Below are 24,211 nucleotides of genomic sequence, written 5' to 3'. Positions count from 1 at the left end.
TATTTCACATTTCAACTAAATTGAGTAAATATGAAAATATTCATATCTATCATTTCCATATTTTTTGTGGCATTTAATACTTCTGCCCAAAATGATAGCACTATAGTAGTTAATACAATACCAGTAGACTCAATATCTACTGATACAACTTATTGGAATAAAGGAGCTCAATTGAATATCAACTTTTCACAAGTTAGTTTAACTAATTGGTCCGGTGGTGGTAAAAGCTCAATATCAATTGGTGCATTAACTAACTTTAAGGCTAATTATCAAAAAAACAAAGATGTATGGGATAATAGGCTGGATTTGGCCTACGGTGTTTTAAGACAAGGAGAAGAAGACCAGCCATTTGTTAAGACTGATGATAACATCATTTTCACAACCAAGTACAGCAGGAAAATCAAAAATAACATGTTTGTGTCCGGACTAGTAGATTTCAGAACACAGTTCTATAAAGGTGTAGACACAATAGAAGATGAGGAGGTAGTTATTTCCCGATTTATGGCCCCAGGTTTTTTATTGGCCAATATAGGTGTTACTTACCGCTACAAAAAAATGTTCTCCGCTACTTTCTCCCCACTCTCTTCCAAAACAACCTTTGTACAAGACGATTCACTTTCTGCAGCTGGTTCCTATGGGGTTGAGCCGGGAGAAACCTACAGATTTCAAGGAGGTCTGAACTTTACCTCTTCTTTAGAAACTAAAGTCATGGAAAACATCGACTTCACCACTAACCTCAATCTCTTTTCTGCTTATGGAGAACTCACTGAAATAGATGTAAACTGGGAGACTGCCTTTACTTTCAAGATTAATAAATTCTTTACTTCAAGTTTCTCTACCCAATTAATCTATGATGAGGATATCAAATCGAAAGAAATAGTGGTGAATGAAGTGACGGGTGAAAGCAGACTTGCTCCCGGAGTACAATTTAAAAGCGTGATTAATATCGGCCTTGCTTTTTCATTTTAGTATTAGAAATCTGTATCCAGTCCTAATTTATCTTTCAACTTCCCTAGAATAGGATTTTTCTTAACCATTGAATCGAACTTCTCTTTAGGAGTATATGGTCTTTCTATGGCATTCTGAGCATTCACTTCATAATTGATTTGCAGTAACTCTCTCTTAAAAACACCCCTCAAGTAAGTCACCAGATCGGCTTTTATGGTTTCAATTGCATCAACTTCTACCGGATTGGTCAGTTGCAGGGTAATTAAGTTTTCTTGAATGACAAAACTATTGGTTAAAGCATTAGCACCCAAGGCTCCTATTTTACCTTTTTCTCTAGCCAGAAAGTTCTTTAATTCTACCTTAATAGTATCCTCGTTTAAAGGCAAATTAACATGCTCTTCAAATGAAGAGTTGTTTTCTTCTTGCTCTTTACCGACTTTACTTTCCTCTTTAGTGCTGATAATCTCAACAGGCTTCTCTTCCTTAATAATGGTTTTAGAAGGTTTTACATCTGAAGCTTTGGGAATTTCAATAGTTGGCCTTAATGGTTTGGGTTGTGTTGCTTTATGACCGAGGCTTTCAGCCAGGGACGTGGTTTCTTTCTTCTTTACTTCCTCTTGTGATTCTGTATTTAACTCACTTTTTTTTTTAGAAACTCTTCATTAGAGCGTGCTAAATCCACTGCGCTATTAATTTTGGCAAGCTTCATTAAAGTCAGTTCCACATGTAAACGAGGATTCTTGCTTGTTTTATAATTTTGATCGCACTGGTTAATGATGTGCAATCCGGACAGCAGAAAAGATGTGGAAACAATACCAGCCTGCTCCTTGTACTGTTGTTTCACTTGTTCAGAAACTTCCAACAGCACAAGGGTTGCTTCATCTTTACAAACTAATAAATCGCGGAAATGAGCAGCCAAACCAATAATGAAATTATGTCCATCAAATCCTTTCTTTAAAATTTCATCAAATAATAGTAAAGCCTGGGGAATTTTTTCTTCCACTAATGCTGCCGTTACCTTAAAATAGTAATCGTAATCAAGAATATGCAGATTATCAATTGTAGCTTGGTAGGTAATCTTATTATCCGGGGAGAAGGTGACAATTAAGTCAAAGATTGAAAGTGCATCACGCAAAGCACCATCAGCCTTCTGAGCTATCAGATGCAAAGCAGCATCTTCTGCTTCAATCTTCTCCCTATTGGCTATATCCAGCAAATGGTTGGCAATATCAGCTACCTGGATCCTGTTAAAATCATAAATCTGACATCTTGAGAGAATAGTCGGAATAACTTTGTGTTTTTCTGTAGTGGCCAAAATAAATATGGCATAAGAAGGTGGCTCTTCCAAAGTTTTCAAGAAAGCATTAAATGCCTGGTTTGAAAGCATATGAACCTCATCAATAATATACACTTTGTATTTCCCATGCTGGGGAGGTACACGCACCTGGTCAATTAAATTCCTTACATCATCTACCGAATTATTGGAAGCAGCATCCAATTCATAGATATTCATAGAAGAGGAACCTTCCATATTATCTATATCAAAGTTGTTGATGAGACGGGCAAGTATCCTGGCACAAGTGGTTTTACCTACTCCCCTTGGGCCACAAAATAATAAAGCTTGAGCCAGATGATTGTTATCAATAGCATTTTTAAGAGTAGTGGTAATATGCTTTTGACCCACTACTTCATCAAAACCCTTTGGTCTGTATTTTCTGGCTGATACTACAAAGTTTTCCATTACTGCAAGTTAAAAATCTCTGGATAATTTTAGTAGAAAGAGATGAATTAAATCCCCTGTTCTCCAAAATACTCTACATAATTTCTGGGCGTTTCATAAAGGGTAAGCTTGTATAAGCTTGCTCCTTTTTGCAGTTGAGCTACTTTAGGCTCCAATATCTTCCAGAATTCGGAAATAATAATCTCACAGCTCACCATTTTTCCTTTCAGAAAAGGCACATCTATGTTTAGATTCTTATGGTCCACTAAATTAATAACATCCTCCTTTATAAGAGTGCTTAATTTTTTTAAGTCCACAACAAATCCTGTATCAGGATCCGGAGTTCCTTTTACTGTAACTATTAGCTCAAAGTTATGCCCATGCCAGTTTTCATTGGCACAAGGGCCAAATACTTCTTCATTTTTCTCTTTAGTCCAGTTCGGATTAAAAAGTTTATGAGCTGCATTAAAATGTTCTTTACGATTAACGTAAACCATGTCAACCTTAATTTTTAGGGTGCAAATATACGTTTATTCATTTAATATAAATAGTTTTGTGCTAATAGCTTAACCATAAAAAAATAACCCATGATTATAGTCACCGGAGCAGCAGGATTTATAGCCAGTAACTTGATTAAAAGACTCAACGAAGACGGTTTTAAACATCTCATTGCTGTTGATAAGTTCGACAATTCCCTAAAAAATAAAAATATTGAGGGTTTAAAGATTACGCAAAAAGTTGATAGAAATAATTTCTTTGAATGGATAGAAGAGCAAAAAGAAGAAATTGAATTTATATTTCATATTGGAGCCAGAACAGACACAGCGGAGTTTGACCGCGAATTGCTTTATCAGTTGAATACAGATTACACCAAAAAAATATGGGAGTTGTGTATCAGAAAGCAAATCCCTTTAGTGTATGCCAGTTCTGCTGCCACTTATGGACTAGGTGAAATGGGCTACAAAGATGATGAAGCTTTAATTCCTCAACTAAAGCCATTGAATGCTTATGGAGATTCTAAAAATGAATTTGATATATGGGCTTTACAACAAAAAGAGAAGCCTTTCTTCTGGGCTGGCTTAAAATTCTTTAATGTATACGGCCCTGGGGAATATCATAAAGGTAGAATGGCAAGCGTAATCATGCATGCTTATAAACAAATTAAGGAAACAGGAGCCATGAAACTTTTCCGTTCCCACAACCCGAATTTTAAGGATGGAGAGCAAATGCGAGATTTCGTGTATGTAAAAGACGTAGTGGATGTGATGATTTGGTTAATGCACCACAGAAAGAATTCAGGAATATATAATTTAGGAAGTGGTACAGCGCGTACTTTCGTTGATTTAGTAAAAGCTGTATTCAAATCAATGGATATGCCTGAAAAAATCTCCTTTATTGATACCCCAGCCGATATTAGGGATAAATATCAATATTTTACTGAAGCTGATATGAGGAAATTGAAAGGGATTGGATATAAAAACCCCTTCACTCCATTAGAGGAAGGGGTTAAGGATTATATTAAAAAGATTAAACTCTAATTTGAAATTGTGGCTTGTTGAATTTTCTTACCACTTTTTACATCGAACCTGTAAGTATAATCAGCAATGGTTTTGTCATTACCTTCAGGCATACCTGGTGGAGCAACAATCTCCAACTGGTAATCATCCGCCCATTTCACCGAGCCATTGGGTATAGAGCCTTTTTTAATTACTGAGTTATCAGCAATTTTAATTACTATATACTTTAATGGCTCAGAACCTGGGACATCCGCTCTATTTTGGAATGTTCCTAGCACATAATCCTTACTAATATTCTCAGTAAACTGCATTTGCGGAATATCCAGGGCTTCATAAGCAACCTCTCTATAACCGGAGGAGCTATTGCCGGATGCAACTTTTTTATTGCATCCGATAACAACTATCAATGAAAAAATTAAAATAATATTTCTCATTATTGCTTAATAAACCTTTTTGTTCTTAAAGCACCTTTAGCATCTTTTACCTGAAGCAGGTACATTCCTTGTTTCAGGTCTGCAATGTTCAACTGCGCTTGTTTTTCTGTCTGCTTCACTCTTTGGTTTTTCACAAACTGTCCATTAGCAGTGTAAACAGAGAGTTCAACAATATTCATTCCTTCAACAGTTACGTTCACAAAATCAACAGCAGGATTGGGGTATAACTTTAAGCCTGCATTCAATTTTTTCTGTTTGTTGGAAGTAACAATATTTACTGTATTAGTCGTGAATACGAAATCATTAATATATGCTTTCAGCTGTACGTTATTACTGTTTGCTTCAGCATAATCAAAATTAATTACTCTTGACACATCAGACTTGGTAAGTGATTGCGTATCAGTATAAACAACTTCATCACCAAAAATCACTTCAACTTTTTCAAATGGCTCATTGTTTTCCAATTCTATTGACACAGGGAAATTATCACCTTCATTAGCTGCTGAGAAATCCAATATTTCAGGAGTAGCATCTATAGCTTCTGTTTTCAATACACTAGATTGATAATCCACACCTTCATAAGTACCTACTATTTTGATGTCAGCACCCTCAAATTCAATAAAATTCTCTAACATAACAGTAGAATTGCCTGCAACCGGATTATCAATTGTTTCAACTTCAACATCATTCACCAATACTTTTACCTGAGAATAATCCACTGGTAAATCAAGCGTCAATTCTGCCTCTCCATAACCCACATAGTTGAAAGTTTGAGCCTTTAAACCAGCAATGGCTAACTCTCCAATTGTTGCTGTCCAGATACCTCTACCATGTGTTCCCAGTACCACCTGATCATCTACAATTTTCATTGACCAAATAGACACAGCAGGGAGATCATTTCTAATATTCCATGATTCACCACCATCTAAAGATTCGTACAAACCAATTTCCGTACCTACCCATATAATATCTGTATCAAATGGCATTACCAAAAGGCTATGAACGAATACATCAGGAAATCCTTTGGTACTTTCATTCCCTCCTTCAGCAAAGCCTGAGATGTCCGTCCACGTTTGTCCTAAATCAGTAGTTTTTAAGATTTTAGGAAAGTTAGCTCTGGAAAACAATGCATAAGCTGTATTTTCTTCCGTTGGATGGGTATATATCCCAGTGGAATAAGCATTAGGATCTGAAGTATAATTATTAACCGCTTCATAGGTCTCTCCTGCATCAGTTGAAACGAAAAAGTTTAAGCTACTTGCCATCCCGGCACCTGCCCACACTATCTGGTCATTAGCTAAAGAAACCTCTACATCGCTTGCACTTGCATTTCCGCCCCAGGTTTCATTATCAATGGTCTTCATTGTCCAGCTACCTCCAAAATTGGTACTTTTATAAACACCAGTTTCACCAATAGCATAAACCACATCAGGAGAACTAACAGAACCAGCAAGCCTTGTAATAAAAGGACCATCACCGGAAGTTATACCATTTGCAGATGCTGAAAATGATTGTCCTCCATTGGTTGACTTTTGGATTCTGTTATTATAAATACTTCCCAACACTTTCTCAGTGTCAGTAGCATGCCAAAGCACTTCAAAACCATCTCCACCTATCACGAAATTATAAGCATTGGTTTCATCAACCGATGTGCCGGTGGAAACCCAGGTTCCATTATCCTGTGTACCACCAATATATTTGTCTTCTCCCGGCTTTTTATCAGCACCATAAAATTGAGAAGTTACATAACCATCAGTGATTTGATCCATTGTTTCTCCGTTATTCATTGAAAGACTAAAACCACCATCATTACCATTGATAATCATAAAAGTTTCATTGTCATCATCAATTTTAACAAAAGTCAAATGATGATGATCCGGGTGAACAGTATTTTGATTTTGTCCCTCATAATTACCGTAGGCATCATAAATAGCAACTGCTGTAGCTTGAGCCAGAAATTGCGAGCCATAATTAATTCTCATTATGGCATTTTCAAATGAAGCAGGATCCCATGTAGCCTCTTCAGCCAATACAGGCCAGAAGTAATACATATTTGCGAATTCAACACCACCATCTATTGCAATATCACTATTAGGAGTTGATGCATCATAATCCACATCATGAACATAAAAGTATTCTCTTGCTGCGGATAAATCTTCATCCGTTGAACTACGTGAATTAAGATTAAACTCTCCATCATTTTCCTGGTCACGAAAAGAAACCATTAATTGGCGATCATTTTCAATGTCCCACACTTCAAAAGGCACATCAATGTAATCCTGATAAGTATAATCTGCAATGGCCACTCCGGAAGTAGCACCTTCGGGTACAGTAAACCTATGAGCTTTTTGTACATTATCTGCCCCAAAACGAATTTCAACTGTAACAGGATTTTCCGAAGGATTATTACTTCCATCTGATATATTAAGTGAACCTGCGTTGTAAGTTGCACCAAAATTCACAAACTCTATAAAGTTAGTTCCTTCAATATCTACTCCAATAAATTGTCTTTCCGTTTCACCAATATTATTAGGGTCAACTAAATACTTGCCGATGCTTACACCACCCACATATGCCTCATAAGGGTTATAAGGGTTTACTGCAATAGTATTGTCATACCAACCTTGTGCCCCTAAGAAATTAGTATCATAATCAGGGTCTCCAACGAGTATCCAACTTTCTCCTTTATCCTCTGAATAGTATAAAACAGTTTCTTCACCTGAAAAAGTTGAAGTGTAAACAATATTAGGATCACTTGGAGCCACTGCAATTTCAAATCTTACACCTTCAGCAATTCCGTCAGAAGATCTTGTCCAGGTGTCACCTGCATCGATAGATTTATAAATACCATTGCTATTTACACCTGCATATTGAATATTGTAATCCGATGGGTCTACTTGCAAATCCTGAACTGAACCAATTGAAGAAGCACTATAAGTTTCTGACCATGTTGCACCTCCATCTGTTGACTTATAAATACCACTGTTAGTAGCAATCACTACAGTATTTTCATCTGTAGGATCAACAGCAATTCTGTTTACAGAAATATAATCAGCATTATCTACTGTTGAAGAAAGCAAACTCCATGTAGCTCCTCTGTCCGTACTTTTATAAATACCATCACCTCTTACAAATGTTGTATTTCCTGCAAACACTTCTCCTGTACCCACATAGATTACATCAGGATTAGAAGAGGCCTGTGCAATTGAATTAGTAGAAAGGTTTGGTAAATCAGGTGAAATATTGATCCAGGTTTCACCACAATCAGTAGTTTTCCAGATCCCACCACTTGAAGCACCGGCCAGCCAGGTGCAGCTTGTATTATCATCAGGATCAACGGCTATTGCCCTTGTTCTACCACCTACGTTCCCCGGTCCACGGGAAATAAATTCGGCTGGAACATTAGCATTAGTCCTTGCTTGCGCTTGCTTCTTTAATGACTTTGAAAGCTCATTAAAACGATACCCCTTTTGATAGCCAGACTCAGTTTGGTTAATTTCCTTTGAAATTGAATTAAAGTACTCAATAAAACCATCGGGTTTCATGAATGCCTCTTCTCCGGATTTCACTTTGGTCTTTTTTGACGACCATACTTTTTCTACTCTTATGCTTTCATCTGTAGAAGTAGAGTAATTAGTATATAAATAGGTGCCTGTTGTAATAACCAGGCAAGCTATTATTAAAGATTTGATAAAATTTATTTTCATAATTATTATTGATTGGTAATATTATCTATATATTCTACTATTTTCACAAGATCTTTTTCGTTTTTATGGTTTAAGGCAGTTTCCTTAATAAAACTCAATATTTTATCTGAATGTTGAAAATTAGAAGCAAACTTTCTTTTACCTCCTCTTACATAAAAGAAGTTGTCACCACCTTTAATTAATAAATGGTTGTCTGAGATATATTTATCCTTCTTACTTCCCATATCTAAAGCTGGTACATAATTTGATTCTTTAAGTTGAACACCAAATTGCTTATAGACTGAAAAATTCTCTCCCTCAAAAAGGGGGGATATATAAGTTTCAATCTTTTTTTCATCAATCATCAGTGTTTCATACACATAATCTGAAGTATCTAAATGATTAAACACAACTATCTTAGTTAAATATTTAGGAGAGGCAACTTTAATCGATTTATCAACAAGCACTTCAACACTACTTGTTTCTAAATTCACATTTAAGTTACACTTAAACTCTTGATTATTAGTGAAATATAGCACTCCATATTTCCAATCATCAAATAAATAAACTGAGCCTTCAGTAGAATAATCAGCCAAATCAATTTGAGAAACGAAACCCGCAGGTACCGTTTGCATGTCCATTCCTTTACCAGCTATACCGCCTACTGTAGATTGAGCATAGGATTTTGATACTACTATTATAAGTATCAATAAAACTACCAATAAGTTCTTCATAAAATGTTTAACAATTTAATAATAATTAAAACAACAATTGCACGCTCCGAATGTACATAAATAAATACAATTTCCCAATATAGGGGAACAGATATAAACTTAATAACTACTTACATAATGCCAACTAATTGAAAAGTTGTCATTAAATAATAAGCCCTTAAGCTACTATTTAGACTAATAAAAACCAACACATACAACCTCTTCTAAATTAATAAATTATTCAGACTTAAAAAGTAGTGAATCGAAAAGCGTTTTTAATTAATTTATATTCTAATCATTAAAAGAAAAAGCTCATAAGAAGTAGTAGATTTTACTCTCAGATTCATTACCGTGAGAGGAATTAAAAAAATTAATTCTGAGGAATTATATCCAATAAAAAAGCTTACAGCTGATTAAGTAATTGTTGGTTAAACAAATAAAAGGTGCAACCAATGGTTGCACCTTTTATCACATTATGTATATTATTGTATTACTAAATTACATTGCTCCTAAAGAATTACCATCACCATCAAAAGCTGTATAAGAACCATTATTTACAACAACGCTTCCAATTAGTGCAAATGGATTATCAACACTTATTGCATCATCCTCAGATTGAGTATATAGGTAATTTTCTCCATTATTATTAGAGAACTCAACTGTTACCGGATGAACTTTTGAATCATCTCCAGCCCAATATTCCGCATATAATTCATATTCTCCATTTGGTAAACCTTCAAGATTAACCGGTTCAACACAATCAACTGTAAAAGAACCATCAATTGCAGTGCCCGAAGTTACTAAATATAAATCAATATCAGTATCGCAATCAGCCCAAGTGATACTTGCATCATAATCAATCACATCCCAGGTAAAGGTTTGGGGGGTATAATTAGTATTTGCAACTTGATTATCTCCAATTGCTATAGAAATTGATCGCTTACCTTGAGGGGTTGCGCTACCAATAAGTGTAATATAGCCTACTCCTTCAGTTGATCCCTTTTCAACAACAACGCTTTGAACTTCAAAATCCTCACCGTCAACACCTTCTTCTGAAGTATGAGTAAAGTAAAAAGGAACATCTACTATTTGAGCTTCACTTAAAGTAATTGTTACTTCAATAGTTGTATCCTGTTCAATCATCGAAAAACTTCCCGGATCAGGAGATATTGATACTCCTGGATTAGTCGCTTTAAGTGGAGAAAGACCAGTTAATTCATCCTGTTCGCAAGACATCAATATCAGGGAACTTGCCCCTAATATTGATAATGCATATTTAAATTTATTTATTAACTTCATGTTCATTTAATTAAAAATTAAAGATTATTGTCTGGTGTAGGTAGATTCCCATTCTGATGGCCAGTTAGCAGTAAAGCCTTGAGTATGTTGCAAGGTAATAATACCATTCTCTGCATCCCAAGATCCACCGGTGATATCACCAATTGCGTTACCAGATCCACCAGTACCATATTGAAGTTCATCAGTTGGCAAGATTTCACCACATTGCTCAATTATTGAACCGTAATTAGGAAGCGTTGTATTAGCAGTACATTTTGAAAGCCCACCACCATCAGCAACAGGTAAATAATAAGAACCATCTGCATTTTGGGTAATTTCTACCGTAAAGGAAGGAGCACACCAAGTATTGGTTACCAAATAGGTACCTGTTAAATCAGCTAAACAAGAAACATTTATATTTAAAGTTGCCTCTTTATCAACCAAAACTCTACCATCTTTCATCACTATTTCTGTATAAAAACTGATTTGATCACCTACACGAAGGTCACTAGATGCCACACCACTGAATCCAGAAAGAAAATCTCCTATAGTTTCATAATTAACACTTAGTCCTTCATCAGATGATGCAGAAGTTCTAGAAATTTCTACAACCTCTCCCCCAAAGGACTTATAAGCCACTAATTCATCAACTACACTAGCATCGCTAGAAACTTTTACATTGTAATCAAGTATAGTTGCTTGAAAACTAATAGTAGCATCCTCCAGTTCCACACCAGGTGCCGGAGCACCAGCTAATGAGCCAGAACCACTCAAGCTAAGGAATGCTCCTTCTTGAGCAGTTCCTGTAACTAAATTCTCAGGTTCGGTACATCCTGCAAAAACAATTGCAGAAAGTAAAAAAACATATAATATATTTTTCATAATAATTTATTTAGTATTATTTAACAAAAATAAGCTTAGTACTCAAATCATCTCCTCCCAACATACTTGATCCAGCTGAATAATTAGTTGAATTCAATGATTGCTCATCAGTTGGATATGTGTATCGAGAAGGAATTTGTGTGCCTACAATTGGATCAATTGCAGGAGATAAAGCAGGGAATTTTGTTCTTCTCCATTCTGTCCAAGCTTCTACACCCTGACTATATAATGCGATATAGTTTTGCGTTCCAATTTGCTCTAAGGCATTGGCTGCTTCATAAGCTACCTCATTGCTAATATAATTTGAAGCCCCAGCTACACCATAAGTATCAAATGAAGCTGTTATTCCTGCATTATAAAATTGTTCAGCTGCTGCATCTCCTCCATTAATCAATCCTCTTTTTGCTGCCTCAGCTAAAAGAAAATTTAATTCAGAATAAGACATAAAAGTAGCAGGAAAGTCAGCCGCAAGAAATTGTGTTCCTAACGCACTTACATTCGCATAGCTAAAACCATTTTGAACAGGATTCAAAATACCAGGAGCAACACCTCTGATAATACCTCCATCATTAGGTTGGGCATAAACAGCTAATCTAGGATCATTCAATCCCTCTAATAATTGAACAGTTGTTTGATTGATTTTATATTCACTTCTAGTTGTAAATACAATTGTATTCCAAATAGGATTGGCATTAGGGTTAACACCAGTATAAGGCAATATAGCATTGTCCGCATTGCTTGTGAAATGAACACCACTATTTACAATACTTTGTAAACCCGCAGCCACATCAACACCTGCAACAGATGCATCAGAAATTCTCATTAACGTTCTGAATTTCAAAGAATTAGCAGCCTTTTTCCATTGGTCAACATCTCCATCATACATCAAATCCTGAGTCTCATTAATTGACCCTGAACCGTCTAAAAGTGCTATACCTTCATCATACAAATCAATGATTCCACTATAAACTGTAGCTTCATCATCATAAGCAGGGGTTGTATTTCCCTCATCTGCTAAAAGTGCTTCAGAGAATGGGATTGGCCCGTACATTTCTACTAATAAAGAATAGATATAGGCTTGCATAATTTTACCAACCCCTTGATTTACTTCATTCTCTTCTTCTTCCGCCAACCTAATCATAGCTTTAGCATCATTGATTCCTCCGGCATAAAAACCATTCCAAATGTTATTAATAACACCTGACCTGAAAGCATACCTCTCTTCATCATTATATTGTACCTTACCCCAGTGTTGTATGATGCATGCTCCCATATCGCCTCCAATTTGGGCGTTATAAAGTATATCTGCAGTAGATTCCTGTATACTTGTCAACAACAAATCAGATGGGACTGAAATAGGACCATTTGGATTTGTGTTTATTTCCTCAAAATCATCTGTACAAGAGGTGGCTGTAAAAACTAAAGCCACCAAGCTTAAACCGATGTTTAAATATTTATTTGTCTTCATCTTTAAAATCTTTAGAGTAAATTAAAATTTAAGATTTACGTTAAATCCTATACTTCTTGCTGAAGGCAATTGTGCATGTTCAATCCCTTGGGCATTTCCATTATTAAATGCTGTTTCAGGATCAATATGTGGAGCTTTAGCATATAATAATGCAAGATTTCTACCTACAGCAGAAACTTGCACACCTCTGAATGGCGTATTTTGTATCCATGCTTTAGGTAAAGAATAACCTAATGTAATCTGACGCAATTTCACATAACTAGCATCAAAAACAGATCCTGCAGCAATATTGTTACCAAAGGCGGCATGATTATAATTCAAAGCAGGTACTACAACATTATTTTCTTCATAAACACCTTCTGAAACTTCAATTACACCCTCACCAACAATTCCGTTTTCTCTACCTTTTAAAGTTTCCTCTAAAATACCTGCGTATCTACCCCATGCATTAGTCATAGAATATATTTCTCCTCCAATTTTAGCGTCAACTAAAACATTTAAGTTGATTCCTTTGTAGGTAAAAGAGTTATTCCATCCTCCTGTCCAATCAGGAACAGCATCACCGAGTACTTTGTTAGTCTGATCTTTTTGAGGTAAGCCATTCTCTCCGTGAATAATATTTCCATTAGGGTCTCTTTGGTAATCAGGGCCAAATAAGGCTGGATATGGCTGACCTGGTATAGCCATAACATCTACGTTCCATTGTCCACCTAATCTTAAATTATCAACTCCACCTAAGCTCACTACTTTATTTTCATAAGTAGAATAATTAAGGTTCATATCCCATCTGAAATCTCCAATTTGAACAGGCGTAGCATTCAACTGAATCTCTATACCTTTCGTTGTCATTTCACCTACATTGGCAAATTGAGAAGTCCAACCAGAAGCACCTGAAACATCAACCTGAACAATTAAATCTTCACTTTTAGTATCGTAATAAGTGAAATCCAAACCTAATCTATCGTTAAAGAATCTAACATCAGTTCCAAACTCAATTGAAGTAGTTAATTCCGGACGTAAGTTTGGATTTAATAGAGTATTGCTTACTGTTGCTTGATTAATACTACCATCCCATCTATCTCTAAAGGCAAAAACATCTTGCAATCTGTAAGGGTCAGTATCGGAACCTACTTGTGCCCAACTACCTCTTACCTTAGCAAAAGTTAATATATTTCTGTCTATTTCTATCATATCAGAAATCACTGCACTTAAAGAAGCAGAGGGATAGAAGTAAGAGTTATTTCCTTCAGGTAATGTACTTGACCAGTCATTTCTTGCTGTTAAATCCAAGAAAAGGTAGTTTCTGAAACGAAATTGAGCTGTTCCGTAAACACTTTGCATTTCCCTTTGCTCTTCATAATTATTTCCAACAACAGGTATTGCAGAGTTACTAATTGTATACACTTCAGGAATCTCCAATTCTCCAGCCTCTAGGGTATTCCTATCATATTGCTCCTGACGTAAATTACCTCCTACACTAACCGAAACGCCAAAATCCTCGATGATATTTTTGTCAAATGTCAACACTATGTCAGAATTTGTTTCAGACCAGGTTCTATCAACCTCTTGATAAAAACCATTCGGGAAATCATTTGAATTTACAGCTCTTTTTGATTCCTGTAAATCAGTAAAGAAATCTGTACCTGTTCTAGCTGTCAAGCTCAACCAATCAGTAAAATCATATTGTAATTTTATGTTACCAATCAATCTGTTTTTCTCAAAGCTTTGCGTATTATTATCCAATACCCAGTACGGGTTATTGTTAAAGTTTGTATTCCAGTTTAATGGAGTAAATCTTGCAGAAGTTGCTGCTGAATTCGTTGGAAGATTTTTGTAATCTTTCAGTGCAGAAATATCAACCTGTCTTTGAAACCAAGTGAATTGTTGCATTGGGTTATTATTATCATATCCTCCACCAGAAAGGTTATCACTTCCTGATTTAATGTAATTCACAGAGAAGTCAGCTCTAAATTTATCAGTTAACTGAACGCCCGCATTACCTGCAATAGTATTTCTTACTAAATCCGTGTTATAAACCATACCATCTTGATTCAAGTTGGTCATTGAAAGTCTAAAATTAGATGTTTCATTTCCGCCTGTTAAAGAAACGTTATTTGTTGCAGTTACACCTGTTTCAAAAAAGTCTCTAACATTATTTGGTCTTGAAACCCAATCACTTGGTTCACCAAACTGGCCATCACCTTGATAATCCTGGAATTGTCTGAACTTCAAACCAGCATCCAATGCAGGCCCCCAACTTTCATCTTCTCCACCACTTCCATTGGTTCCATCAATCCACTCATAATATGTGTTATCATAACCTCCACCATAAGAATTCTGGTATGAAGGTAACCTTAATGGATTTTGGAAAGTAATGTTCGAATTGATTTCAACACCAATTCCTTTTGTGTTTTTTCCAGATTTAGTAGTGATTAAAATAACACCATTAGCAGCTCTTGAGCCATACAAAGCAGCAGCGTTAGCTCCTTTCAATACTGAAATAGTTTCAATATCATCCGGATTAATATCAGCCGCTCCATTTGGTGCATCTGCACCGCCAAATGGCCCTGCATTTCCATAATTAGTATTGTTGATTGGAATACCATCCACCACAAATAATGGTTGGTTGTTACCTGTCAAAGACGTAGCTCCTCTAAGTACAACCCTTGATGATGATCCAGGAGCACCTGATCCATTGGTAATTTGCACACCTGCAATTTTTCCAGATAAGGAATTAACCACATTGGTCTCTCGAGCAGTAGTAATTTCACTTCCAGACACATCCTGAACAGCATACCCTAATGATTTCTTCTCCCTTTCTAATCCAAAAGCAGTTACAACAACTTCGCTCAATTGCTGAACATCTGTTTCCATCTGTACATCAATTACAGATCTGGAGCCAACTGAAACTTCGCTTTTCGCCATTCCTATGAAGGTAAAAACCAAAGTACCACCATCGGAAGGAACGGAAATCTTGTAATTTCCATCTAAGTCAGTATTAACCCCTGTACTTGTTCCTTTCAATAACACATTCACACCCGGTAAGCCTTCGCCTGTATCAGCATCGGTCACTTTACCACTTACGGTGCGATCCTGTGCCCATGCATGTAGCACGAACACCAACATGAGACATGTTAGTAGAATCTTCTTCATTTTTATTTGTTTAGGTTTAAAATTAATTATCTATTGACAAACTTAACAAAGAATTCACCGTAACAAAACATTTATATAAAATTAATTTCGAGTTGATTTAGATAGCTATTTCATGCTTTTACAGCAAAATATTACTATTGTTTAATTAATTAACTGTTTAATTATATTCATTAATTTAATAGAGACTGGGAGTATTTCACTCATGTGGAACAGCTTCTTCATGGGGTTAATGTGAGATCTAATAATTATCCTCTCAAATACCGTCTCATTCCCCTAAAAGCACTTATAATGAACAAAAAGTGAATAAGGTAAAAGTTTCTCAAAAGCAAAATATCAAGTATTTATTTTGACTTATATGGATAATGAAGAATAATACATTTATTTCTATAGAAAGTGCTTTCAACTTATCATTAATAATTATCACTCTTACAGCTAACAAGCCTTTTATTATAAATAACTAACAAATAACAAAAAAATAACACCAGCCATTGAATTTATGACTGGTGTTAAAAATCGATTATTATGACCGCCCTATTTGTGATCAAAAAATAAACCTGATCATTAAATGATTTTTTTATTTCCTACTCTGCTGGTCCTGCAACAATAGTAAATTCAGTTACCGATCCCAGTGTCACTTCCTCATCATTGGAAATTACCTCTTCTAGTTGGATTTCCAACACGGTCGGCTCTTCTCCTTCCTCTAACCAATCAGGATCAATATCCAGTACGATTTCCTCAGAGGTGTTACCAGCATAAATAGTAACTGAACCATCTGTTTTATCTGCATCAGATAAAAGTGGCAAGCCATCAATAGTGTATTCTATTGTTACATCTTCAGAAACAGCTCTGTTAAGGGCAACCTCAATAAAATAGTTTCCAGCTTCGTTCACTTCAACTTCTTCAAATTCAACAGAAAGATTTACTGTTTTAGTATCATCCTGAATATATATAACTGACTGCCCTATTTCCAATGAATCAGGAGCATGTTCAACAGCTGATGATTTCTCACCCGTAGTCAATATTTCTCCCAAAACAATTCGAAAATCCCGCACCCCATCTATAGTCATATTGTCATTTGTTAAAATTCTAACATAAGCTTCGGTTTGCCCGGGAGAGAACCTTAATACATTGTCAGTATTTAATACCTCGTAATCGATTCCCTGAACAGCTGTACCATCAATGATTTCGAATTCTATTGCGGTTGAATCAATATTTCTCTCAGAAATAGTTACAGGAACCAGTAAGGTGTCTGAGCCGGCCTGGTATTCTTCCTCCGAAATATATAAAGTGTCCTGTCCCACTCCTATGAATTCATCAACATCTCTCACATTAATTTCATACGACCCAACAAGCCCTTCATTATTTTCAACAGTAAGTGTATAGGAACCTTCGTCTTCTACAAAAACCCTGACATATTCCCCGGATCTACCTTCTTCTTCTGTAACTGTTGCTACTCCATCCCCGGAAATAGACCATGTATATTCTTCATTAATATCATGCCCTCGCACAAAGTATCTGTTACTACTATAAGTTAAAATATCATCTGGCCCGGAAATCATTAGACCCGAACCGGGAGTTAAACTTATAGACTCTTCTTCACCCTCACAAGCCACAAATATTATTGCCGCTAGCAGGCTAAAAGTTATTTTAAAAAATGATTTATAATTCTTCATAGTTATATTTAGTCAACGTCCCAAAATAAATTCGTATCATATTCATCACCACCTATATCATTTGCGGCTTCTGCATAATTGCTACTGTTCAATGATTGTTCATCCAATGGATAAATCCTTCTTTTTGGTATCCCCTGAATGTCAATGAAATTTTCACTCGGCTCATAAACCACCAGGTTAGCTTCAGGAATATTTTCTAAATCCAATCTTCTGATTTCCGCCCATGCTTGCCAGCCTTGCATATAAAATGCTATATATTTTTGTATAGCTAAATTATCCTCACTATATGGATTGGAGGCAATGTAATTGGATATCTGAGCAGAGCTGGCCGCTTCCCAATATTCCATACTCGCTGCAATACCTTGGTTATAGAATTGCTCAGGAGATCCGCTAACCCATCCTTTGGATGCAGCTTCTGCCAAAATAAAACTTGTTTCAGCATAATCCATCATCATACCTTCAAAATCCGGTTCCAGAAGTTGAGGGTTCAATTGAGATACTTCGCTTCTTGGTATAGCTGCCGCTTCAGCACTTTCCAACCCATAAGTAAGTCCTACAAACTCGCCCGATTCATCCGCAGGAGAAAAATACTCCGCTACCCTGGGATCATTAAGGCTATTTAATAAATTGATAAAGTTTGCAGTAGCTGCATAATCCTGCCTTCCATCTACTATGTACGAAACATATAATGGATTGACACTCGGTTGTTCTGTTATGAATTGGAAAGCAGCATTATCTGCATTGCTTGAAATAGCATTGTCAGCCGCTCCGGAAATTACGTCCTGAGCAAGTGTTGAGTTAACATCTGAAATACGTATTCCCATTCTTAAGAGTAAAGAATTTCCAAACTTAGCCCATTTACTCATGTCACCTCCATATACCACGTCTCCACCAGCAAAGCCCGGTTCATCTTCATCTATATCAGCTACTGCGTTTTGCACGTTAGTGATTAAGCTGTTATAAATCTCTTCCTGATCATCATAGGCAGGATTGGGAATTTCTGAACCCCGAAGTGCTTCTGAGTAAGGTATATTACCATAAATATCTACCATATTATGATAAGCCCAGGCTTTCATAATGGTAGCTATGGCATTTTGGTTGTTTACCTGAGCTGCATTCACTGTTGGATCTTCTAAATCCAGCTCATCATTGATCCTGATGATTTCCTCCAAATCGTTGATAGCAGTATAAAATTGCAACCAAAAAGTATTATTGGTTGCTGGTCGATACTGATACCTCACTTCATCTGAATATTCATTTTGTGCCCAATATTGAGCGATTGTCATACCAAACGCAATGTTGTCAAATACTCCATAATACCTGAGTCCTAACTGCCTCTGGGCAGCTGTAAGCAGGTAATCAACGGATACCTCTGCCGGTCTGTTAGGATCCTCATTTATATCAGTTAAATCCTCGCATCCTGTGACCATTACAAATATCATGGTCAGGAGTAAAGATGTTTTTATTATATATTTCATAATTATTTTATTTTAGAAGTTGATATTAAAATCCAAAATTCACTTTAAAACCATAAGATCTTAAAGTAGGTAAAGCACCACCTTCAAGTCCTTGAACATTACCTGAATTAGCGGAAGCTTCCGGATCTATATGTGGCACCTTTTTAAACAGAATAGCCAGGTTTCTTCCTTGAAGTCCGAAATTCACTGAAGTAAACGGTGTGTTTTCAATAATAGATTGTGGCAAAGAGTAACCTAAGGTCATTTCCCTCAACTTTACATAAGTGGCATCATACACATGAGCCGCTGCCAGTCCAAAATGACCTGAGAAATAGGAAGCTGCATCAATTGCAGTTGTGTTAGGCCCTACTGTTTCACCATCTTCATTCTGCACTACACCTTCGGCAACAATTCCTACCTGTCTGATATTTCCATCAACCGTTTCTTCTACCATTCCGGAATATTTGGCGAAGAGATTTGTTACAGAGTGCAATGATCCTCCCATCTGGGTATCAATTAAAAAGCTGAAATTGAGCCCTCTATAGGAAAAGCTATTTCTAACTCCACCGGTCCAATCAGCGAGATAAGTACCTAAAGGCTGTGTGCCACTGGTTTGCAAGTAATTACCTCCTTCACCAATTACTCTATTACCATCCTCATCCAAGACAAAATTGGCCCCATAAATAGACCCATAAGGTTGTCCTATACGGGCATCAAGAGTTGCCTCAAAAACCCCGTTGGCAATTCTGTAATTGTCTATACCAGGAGCCAATTCAACTACCTCATTTCTGTTCCTGGCCCAATTAATATCCAAATTCCAGTTAAAGTCAGTAGTATTAATAATTGCTGCCCCTAACGAAAATTCAATACCTCTATTAATTATCTCTCCTGCATTAATAATTTGTGATCTGTATCCTGATGATCCTGACACATCAACTTCGAAAATTTGATCAGTAGATGTGTTATGGTAGTAAGTACCATCTAAATATATTCTATCAGAAAGAAACCTTAATTCAGCACCCACCTCATATGACACTGTTTGTTCCGGTCTCAGGTTTTGGTTATTCAGTGCATTAGGCAATGAATAAGCAGGATTATCCCCAAAATTAACAAGAGGTGCATAAACAGAACTGATTCTATATGGATCTGTATCGTTTCCTACCTGCGCAACACTGGCCCTTAATTTCCCGAAAGAAAGTATGTCATTATCATTTAAGGGATCTAATTCGGTGAAAATAAAGGTTCCGCTTAGAGATGGGTAGAAATAGGAATTATCACCTTCAGGCAAGGTGGAAGAAACATCGTTCCTGAGAGTTGCATCAATGTACAATAAATCCCTAAATCCAACAGTAGCGGATGCAAACCAGCTGTATATCTCTCTTTCCCTTGTTCTGTCAAGTAAATTCGGTCGATCGTTGGAATTTTCTAAACTATAGAATCCACCAACGCTTAATCCTCCTACTGTTGTCCCGGTGTTTTCCCTGAAATCGTCAATTCTGATGTTCCCTCCTAAAAGTGCGGTTAGGGAGAAATCCTCATTGATATTGCCATCATATTTCAGAATTAAATCTGTATTTAATTCTGATTGCTGTAGAACTGATTCCATGTAGCTTGATTGAGCAACTGAACCTTCTGCCACTCTTTCTTGACGCCTATCAGTATAAAAATCTATCAAAGCTCTTCCGGTCAATGATAGGTTTTCAGTAAAATCATAGGATAAAGTAGCATTACCAAACACCCTCGACCTGCTATCATTTTGTAGGTTTTTATTTCTGATCCAGTAAGGGTTATCTGCATACAAAGGGGTTGGATTCCCAGAACTTATTCTGTTCCATGACCTTTGCTCGCCAGTTGCTTCAACAATATAGTAGTTTTCCAGTTGCTCCATATCCAGCTGCCTTTGGCCAAAATGATTAAACTGAACAATAATATCCCCATAACCTTGGGAAGGCCTTCCATTAAAGTCCGAATGAACATAATTTACACCAGCACTAGCTGTCAATTTCTCAGATAGAGAATAAGAACTGTTAAAGTTTATTGTATTTCTTTGCATATCAGCATTAGGAACCACATGGCTTTGGTCCATATTAGTATATGATAACCTGAAAGAGCCTTGGTCATTTCCACCCGATAATGAAATGTTATTATTGAACATTACTCCTGTTTCATAAAAATTTCTGATGTTATCAGGATGCGCCACCCATGGAGTTTCTTCCCCGTAACTGGGATGATCCTCATAATAGCTATACCATTGCCTTACTGGCCTGCCATCTAAGCGCGGGCCCCAGCTTTGGTCCACTGCAAAGGCCGCAACATGCTGTCCATTTTCAACGGTAAAAGGCCCAAATCCACCACCAAATTCATTCTGGTATTCCGGCAATACTAAAGGATCTGAAAAAGTAACGCTTGAATTAACTGTTAAACCTAGTGCCTGATTTCTTCTACCTTTTTTGGTGGTAATAATTATAACCCCATTAGAAGCTCTGTTACCATAAAGTGCTGCAGCACTGGCACCTTTCAGTACTGACATGCTTTGAATGTCATCCGGATTAATATCCTGAGCTGCATTACCATAATCATAACCACTTGCTCCTCTTTGTTGATTAGGATCATTAAAATTGGAATTGTCAATAGGCACCCCATCCACTACAAATAGTGGCTGGTTGTTTCCTGCAATAGAATTAGCTCCTCTTATTAAGATATTGGAAGAGCCGCCCATTGCACCATTTCCACTAATTTGGACTCCGGCTACTTTCCCTTGCATGGAATTAATCATATTAGTTTCACCGGCATTTACCATATCGTCACCACTGATTTCCTGAACAGAATATCCCAGTGATCTTTGCTCACGTTCTATACCCAAGGCAGTTACCACCACTTCCGAAAGCTGTTTTATGTCCGCAGCCATCTCTACATCCACAACTGATCTCTGGCCAATGGAAATTTCCTGATTTGCCATACCAATAAAACTAAACACCAATACACCTCCATCAGAAGGAACCGAAATTTGGTAGTTTCCTTCCAGGTCTGTATTTACCCCGGTGTTTGTCCCCTCTAATACCACATTCACACCTGGTAGTCCTTCGCCAGTCTCGGCATCGGTGACAGTACCTCTTACGGTGCGATCCTGTGCCCATGCATCCAGCACGAGCACCAACACAAAAAATGTTAATAGAATCTTCTTCATATTCGCTTTTTAAGGTTAAAAAATTGAGTTCAAAGCAAATTTAAAGAAGAAATAACACATACAAAAGGATTTAATACAATATATTGATGTAAGTTTTATCATTAATTTTAACAATAATAAAAACTATTACTATAGTACAATTAGAACACAAAGTATCAATTCTTTTCCATAAAAGGATTAATCACACCAATTCTGAAAAAGGAATAACCACCTTAAAAAGGTGTAAAAATGCGTTTTTAGACACAAAATACTAAATCAATAAACATCACCATCCCCCAAACACCACCATAAAGCACGGGGGAGAAATAAGAAATACATCTGGTATATATTTACAGAATTACAATTATTTTTTATAAAATATTGGAGTAATAAATAAATAATAAGTAATTTTTTTATTCCAATTATTTAAATAATACAAATACATAAATTCAACCAGAAAAGCCAGTTTTCTTCAGAATTGAAGTTTGGGCGTATAGGCTACACATACAGGAATTGATCAGTTACAAGGGCGGCATTCTATAGCAAATGAACTCAGGTTTTTGCATTTCTGACAAATAAAAAGAGCCCAAAACAGTAATTTTGGACTCTTTTAATAAATAAAATAAGCTTTATTTTAACCTTTCAACTTTAAAAATTAATTATTCAAAGGGCAAAACATAGGGACTTGTTTTATTCTCAACTAAAATCCGATTAAGATCATGCAAGATTACCGCTTCTCTTGCCTCAGGATCATAAGTAAAATCATCTAGTTCTGTCCGGACATTATCAATAAATGAAGGGATAACGGGAGAAACTCCGGGATCAGAAGGATCAATATTTGGGTTTGATAAATATTCGATTTCACCTATTACAAACTTAACCCCCATATCCATAATTCGTCTTCCTTCTCCAATAAATACCTCCTGTCGTATTAAGTAAAGTGTTTCAAGTGCTCCATCCAAAGTTGTAACATTATCCAAATAATCATTATCAACTGAAGTGCCGGAAACTGTTGGCACACTGATGGGATCACCTTTTCTGTATAAAACCAGCCCACTTCTTAATGAATCAGTCGGAGAAGCTGCTACTTCTATATCTGTACTATCCGGCCGTGAACCCGGGGAGCGCTGAGTCCGGTCTTGTTGTTGATTAGAAAAACTTTCCACAGGTCTTGAGTCAACTACATTAATCACGTCTCTTAATTTACTTATTCCTGCTGTTAAATCCTGATCCGAAAGTAGGGCTTCTGCGATTATGAGATGCGCTTCTTCTATTTTTAGTACAGCCACAGGACTTGCCTGATTAGCTCCCCTAAAATAATATTTCGGATCCAAAAAATCCATTCTTGGCAAAACCTGAAAATCATCAAAAGTACCCCTGTCAACCAAAGCGGTTTGCATTGTATTTAAAGGGCCATTTTGCTGATCAAACTCTATATAAAGGATTAAATCAGGCGAAGTATTTATTGCACTTTGAGCAAAATCAACAGCTTCCATCTTATTACCTTGCGCCCTATGAATTCTTGCTGAAGCCAATTGAGCACTGGCCATTAAATCAGTTTGACTTCCTCCTTGCGATATTACTATATTCATTTCTTTTAAAGCTGAATCAGCAATTACAGACGAAGACACAGCCTCTCCTTCTGGCTCAATAGGTAAAGAAGAGAACAATTCAGATGACAACATAAATGCATAACCTTTCCAAAAGTGCAGTTCAGCAATTTGCTCAGCAGTCGCATCCGGATCTTGCGGAACAACAGTTTGCAAGCCATACATTGCCAATTCCCTTAACCTTGCCACCTGCTGATTAAGCGTGTTCATATCCGCATCAGTTGGCCTTATGACAAGGTCATCCATATTCTGATTATAAAAAGTTTGCGTATTGTCATAATTATCTGATGCAATCTCAGAAATTGGCACATGTGCATTAGTTAAAATAGCAGCCTGCCTCCTTACCCCATTAACTAATGGCGAAGTTGGATTAGGTGTATTTAAAACTGTTTCTTCTGTTAAATTAGGATTTACAACCTCAGTAGGGTCTAAAAGATCACAGCCAAAAGCTGAAATTGCCAGTATCCCAAATAGTAAGTATTTTATATTTATGAATTTCATATTAG

General features: G+C 36.5%; 16 protein-coding genes. 2 read left to right on the top strand and 14 right to left on the bottom strand.

The window, feature by feature from the left end; translation table 11 throughout:
- Positions 1–30: 30 nt before the first annotated feature.
- Positions 31–969, top strand: a complete 939-nt coding sequence (locus JKA74_RS00380; RefSeq protein WP_201429167.1) for a DUF3078 domain-containing protein — start codon at positions 31–33, stop codon at positions 967–969.
- Positions 970–971: 2 nt separating this feature from the next.
- Here the strand turns inward: JKA74_RS00380 and JKA74_RS00375 are convergent, their stop codons facing one another.
- The 3 genes from JKA74_RS00375 to JKA74_RS00365 form a co-directional block, all read right to left on the bottom strand.
- Positions 972–1,334 carry a hypothetical protein gene (locus tag JKA74_RS00375; protein ID WP_201429166.1) on the bottom strand — a complete coding sequence of 121 codons (363 nt, stop codon included), beginning with the start codon at positions 1,332–1,334 and terminating at the stop codon, positions 972–974.
- Positions 1,335–1,579: 245 nt separating this feature from the next.
- Positions 1,580–2,689: a DNA polymerase III subunit gamma/tau gene (gene dnaX / locus JKA74_RS00370; RefSeq protein ID WP_201429165.1), complete on the bottom strand. Its 1,110-nt coding sequence runs from the start codon at positions 2,687–2,689 to the stop codon at positions 1,580–1,582.
- 47 nt (positions 2,690–2,736) lie between these two features.
- Positions 2,737–3,165, bottom strand: coding sequence for a 6-pyruvoyl trahydropterin synthase family protein (locus JKA74_RS00365; protein ID WP_201429164.1), 429 nt, complete (start codon positions 3,163–3,165; stop codon positions 2,737–2,739).
- A 90-nt stretch (positions 3,166–3,255) separates the two neighbouring features.
- Here JKA74_RS00365 and rfaD point away from each other — a divergent pair, with 90 nt between their 5' ends.
- Positions 3,256–4,206: an ADP-glyceromanno-heptose 6-epimerase gene (gene rfaD / locus JKA74_RS00360; protein WP_201429163.1), complete on the top strand. Its 951-nt coding sequence runs from the start codon at positions 3,256–3,258 to the stop codon at positions 4,204–4,206.
- Here rfaD and JKA74_RS00355 read toward each other — a convergent pair.
- The 11 genes from JKA74_RS00355 to JKA74_RS00305 all read right to left on the bottom strand — a co-directional run bounded on the left by JKA74_RS00355 (position 4,203) and on the right by JKA74_RS00305 (position 24,206).
- A complete protein-coding gene (locus JKA74_RS00355; RefSeq protein ID WP_201429162.1) occupies positions 4,203–4,619 on the bottom strand; it encodes a hypothetical protein in 417 nt (138 codons plus the stop codon). The genes rfaD and JKA74_RS00355 overlap by 4 nt on opposite strands.
- Positions 4,619–8,326, bottom strand: a complete 3,708-nt coding sequence (locus JKA74_RS00350) for a T9SS type A sorting domain-containing protein (RefSeq protein WP_201429161.1) — start codon at positions 8,324–8,326, stop codon at positions 4,619–4,621. The genes JKA74_RS00355 and JKA74_RS00350 overlap by 1 nt, the downstream gene beginning before the upstream one ends.
- Positions 8,327–8,331: 5 nt before the next feature.
- Positions 8,332–9,039 carry a hypothetical protein gene (locus JKA74_RS00345; RefSeq protein WP_201429160.1) on the bottom strand — a complete coding sequence of 236 codons (708 nt, stop codon included), beginning with the start codon at positions 9,037–9,039 and terminating at the stop codon, positions 8,332–8,334.
- A gap of 477 nt (positions 9,040–9,516) precedes the next feature.
- Positions 9,517–10,317 carry a hypothetical protein gene (locus JKA74_RS00340; RefSeq protein WP_201429159.1) on the bottom strand — a complete coding sequence of 267 codons (801 nt, stop codon included), beginning with the start codon at positions 10,315–10,317 and terminating at the stop codon, positions 9,517–9,519.
- 24 nt (positions 10,318–10,341) lie between these two features.
- Positions 10,342–11,178 (bottom strand): hypothetical protein, encoded by an 837-nt coding sequence (locus JKA74_RS00335; RefSeq protein WP_201429158.1) that lies wholly within the window; start codon positions 11,176–11,178, stop codon positions 10,342–10,344.
- Positions 11,179–11,194: 16 nt separating this feature from the next.
- Positions 11,195–12,646, bottom strand: a complete 1,452-nt coding sequence (locus tag JKA74_RS00330) for a SusD/RagB family nutrient-binding outer membrane lipoprotein (RefSeq protein ID WP_201429157.1) — start codon at positions 12,644–12,646, stop codon at positions 11,195–11,197.
- Between the two features lie 21 nt (positions 12,647–12,667).
- Positions 12,668–15,799, bottom strand: a complete 3,132-nt coding sequence (locus JKA74_RS00325; RefSeq protein ID WP_201429156.1) for a SusC/RagA family TonB-linked outer membrane protein — start codon at positions 15,797–15,799, stop codon at positions 12,668–12,670.
- Positions 15,800–16,380: 581 nt separating this feature from the next.
- Entirely contained in the window at positions 16,381–17,472 is a 1,092-nt protein-coding gene (locus tag JKA74_RS00320) for a Calx-beta domain-containing protein (RefSeq protein ID WP_201429155.1), read from the bottom strand.
- Between the two features lie 8 nt (positions 17,473–17,480).
- A complete protein-coding gene (locus JKA74_RS00315; protein WP_201429154.1) occupies positions 17,481–18,950 on the bottom strand; it encodes a SusD/RagB family nutrient-binding outer membrane lipoprotein in 1,470 nt (489 codons plus the stop codon).
- Between the two features lie 25 nt (positions 18,951–18,975).
- A complete protein-coding gene (locus JKA74_RS00310) occupies positions 18,976–22,116 on the bottom strand; it encodes a SusC/RagA family TonB-linked outer membrane protein (RefSeq protein WP_201429152.1) in 3,141 nt (1,046 codons plus the stop codon).
- 638 nt (positions 22,117–22,754) lie between these two features.
- The gene (locus tag JKA74_RS00305) at positions 22,755–24,206 is read right to left on the bottom strand and encodes a hypothetical protein (RefSeq protein WP_201429150.1); all 1,452 of its coding nucleotides are present in this window, start codon (positions 24,204–24,206) and stop codon (positions 22,755–22,757) included.
- Between the last annotated feature and the right edge of the window lie 5 nt (positions 24,207–24,211).

Origin of the sequence: Marivirga aurantiaca, from assembly GCF_016679925.1 — a bacterium.
Lineage (GTDB): Bacteria > Bacteroidota > Bacteroidia > Cytophagales > Cyclobacteriaceae > Marivirga > Marivirga aurantiaca.
This window is presented reverse-complemented; position numbering and strand designations above follow the sequence as displayed.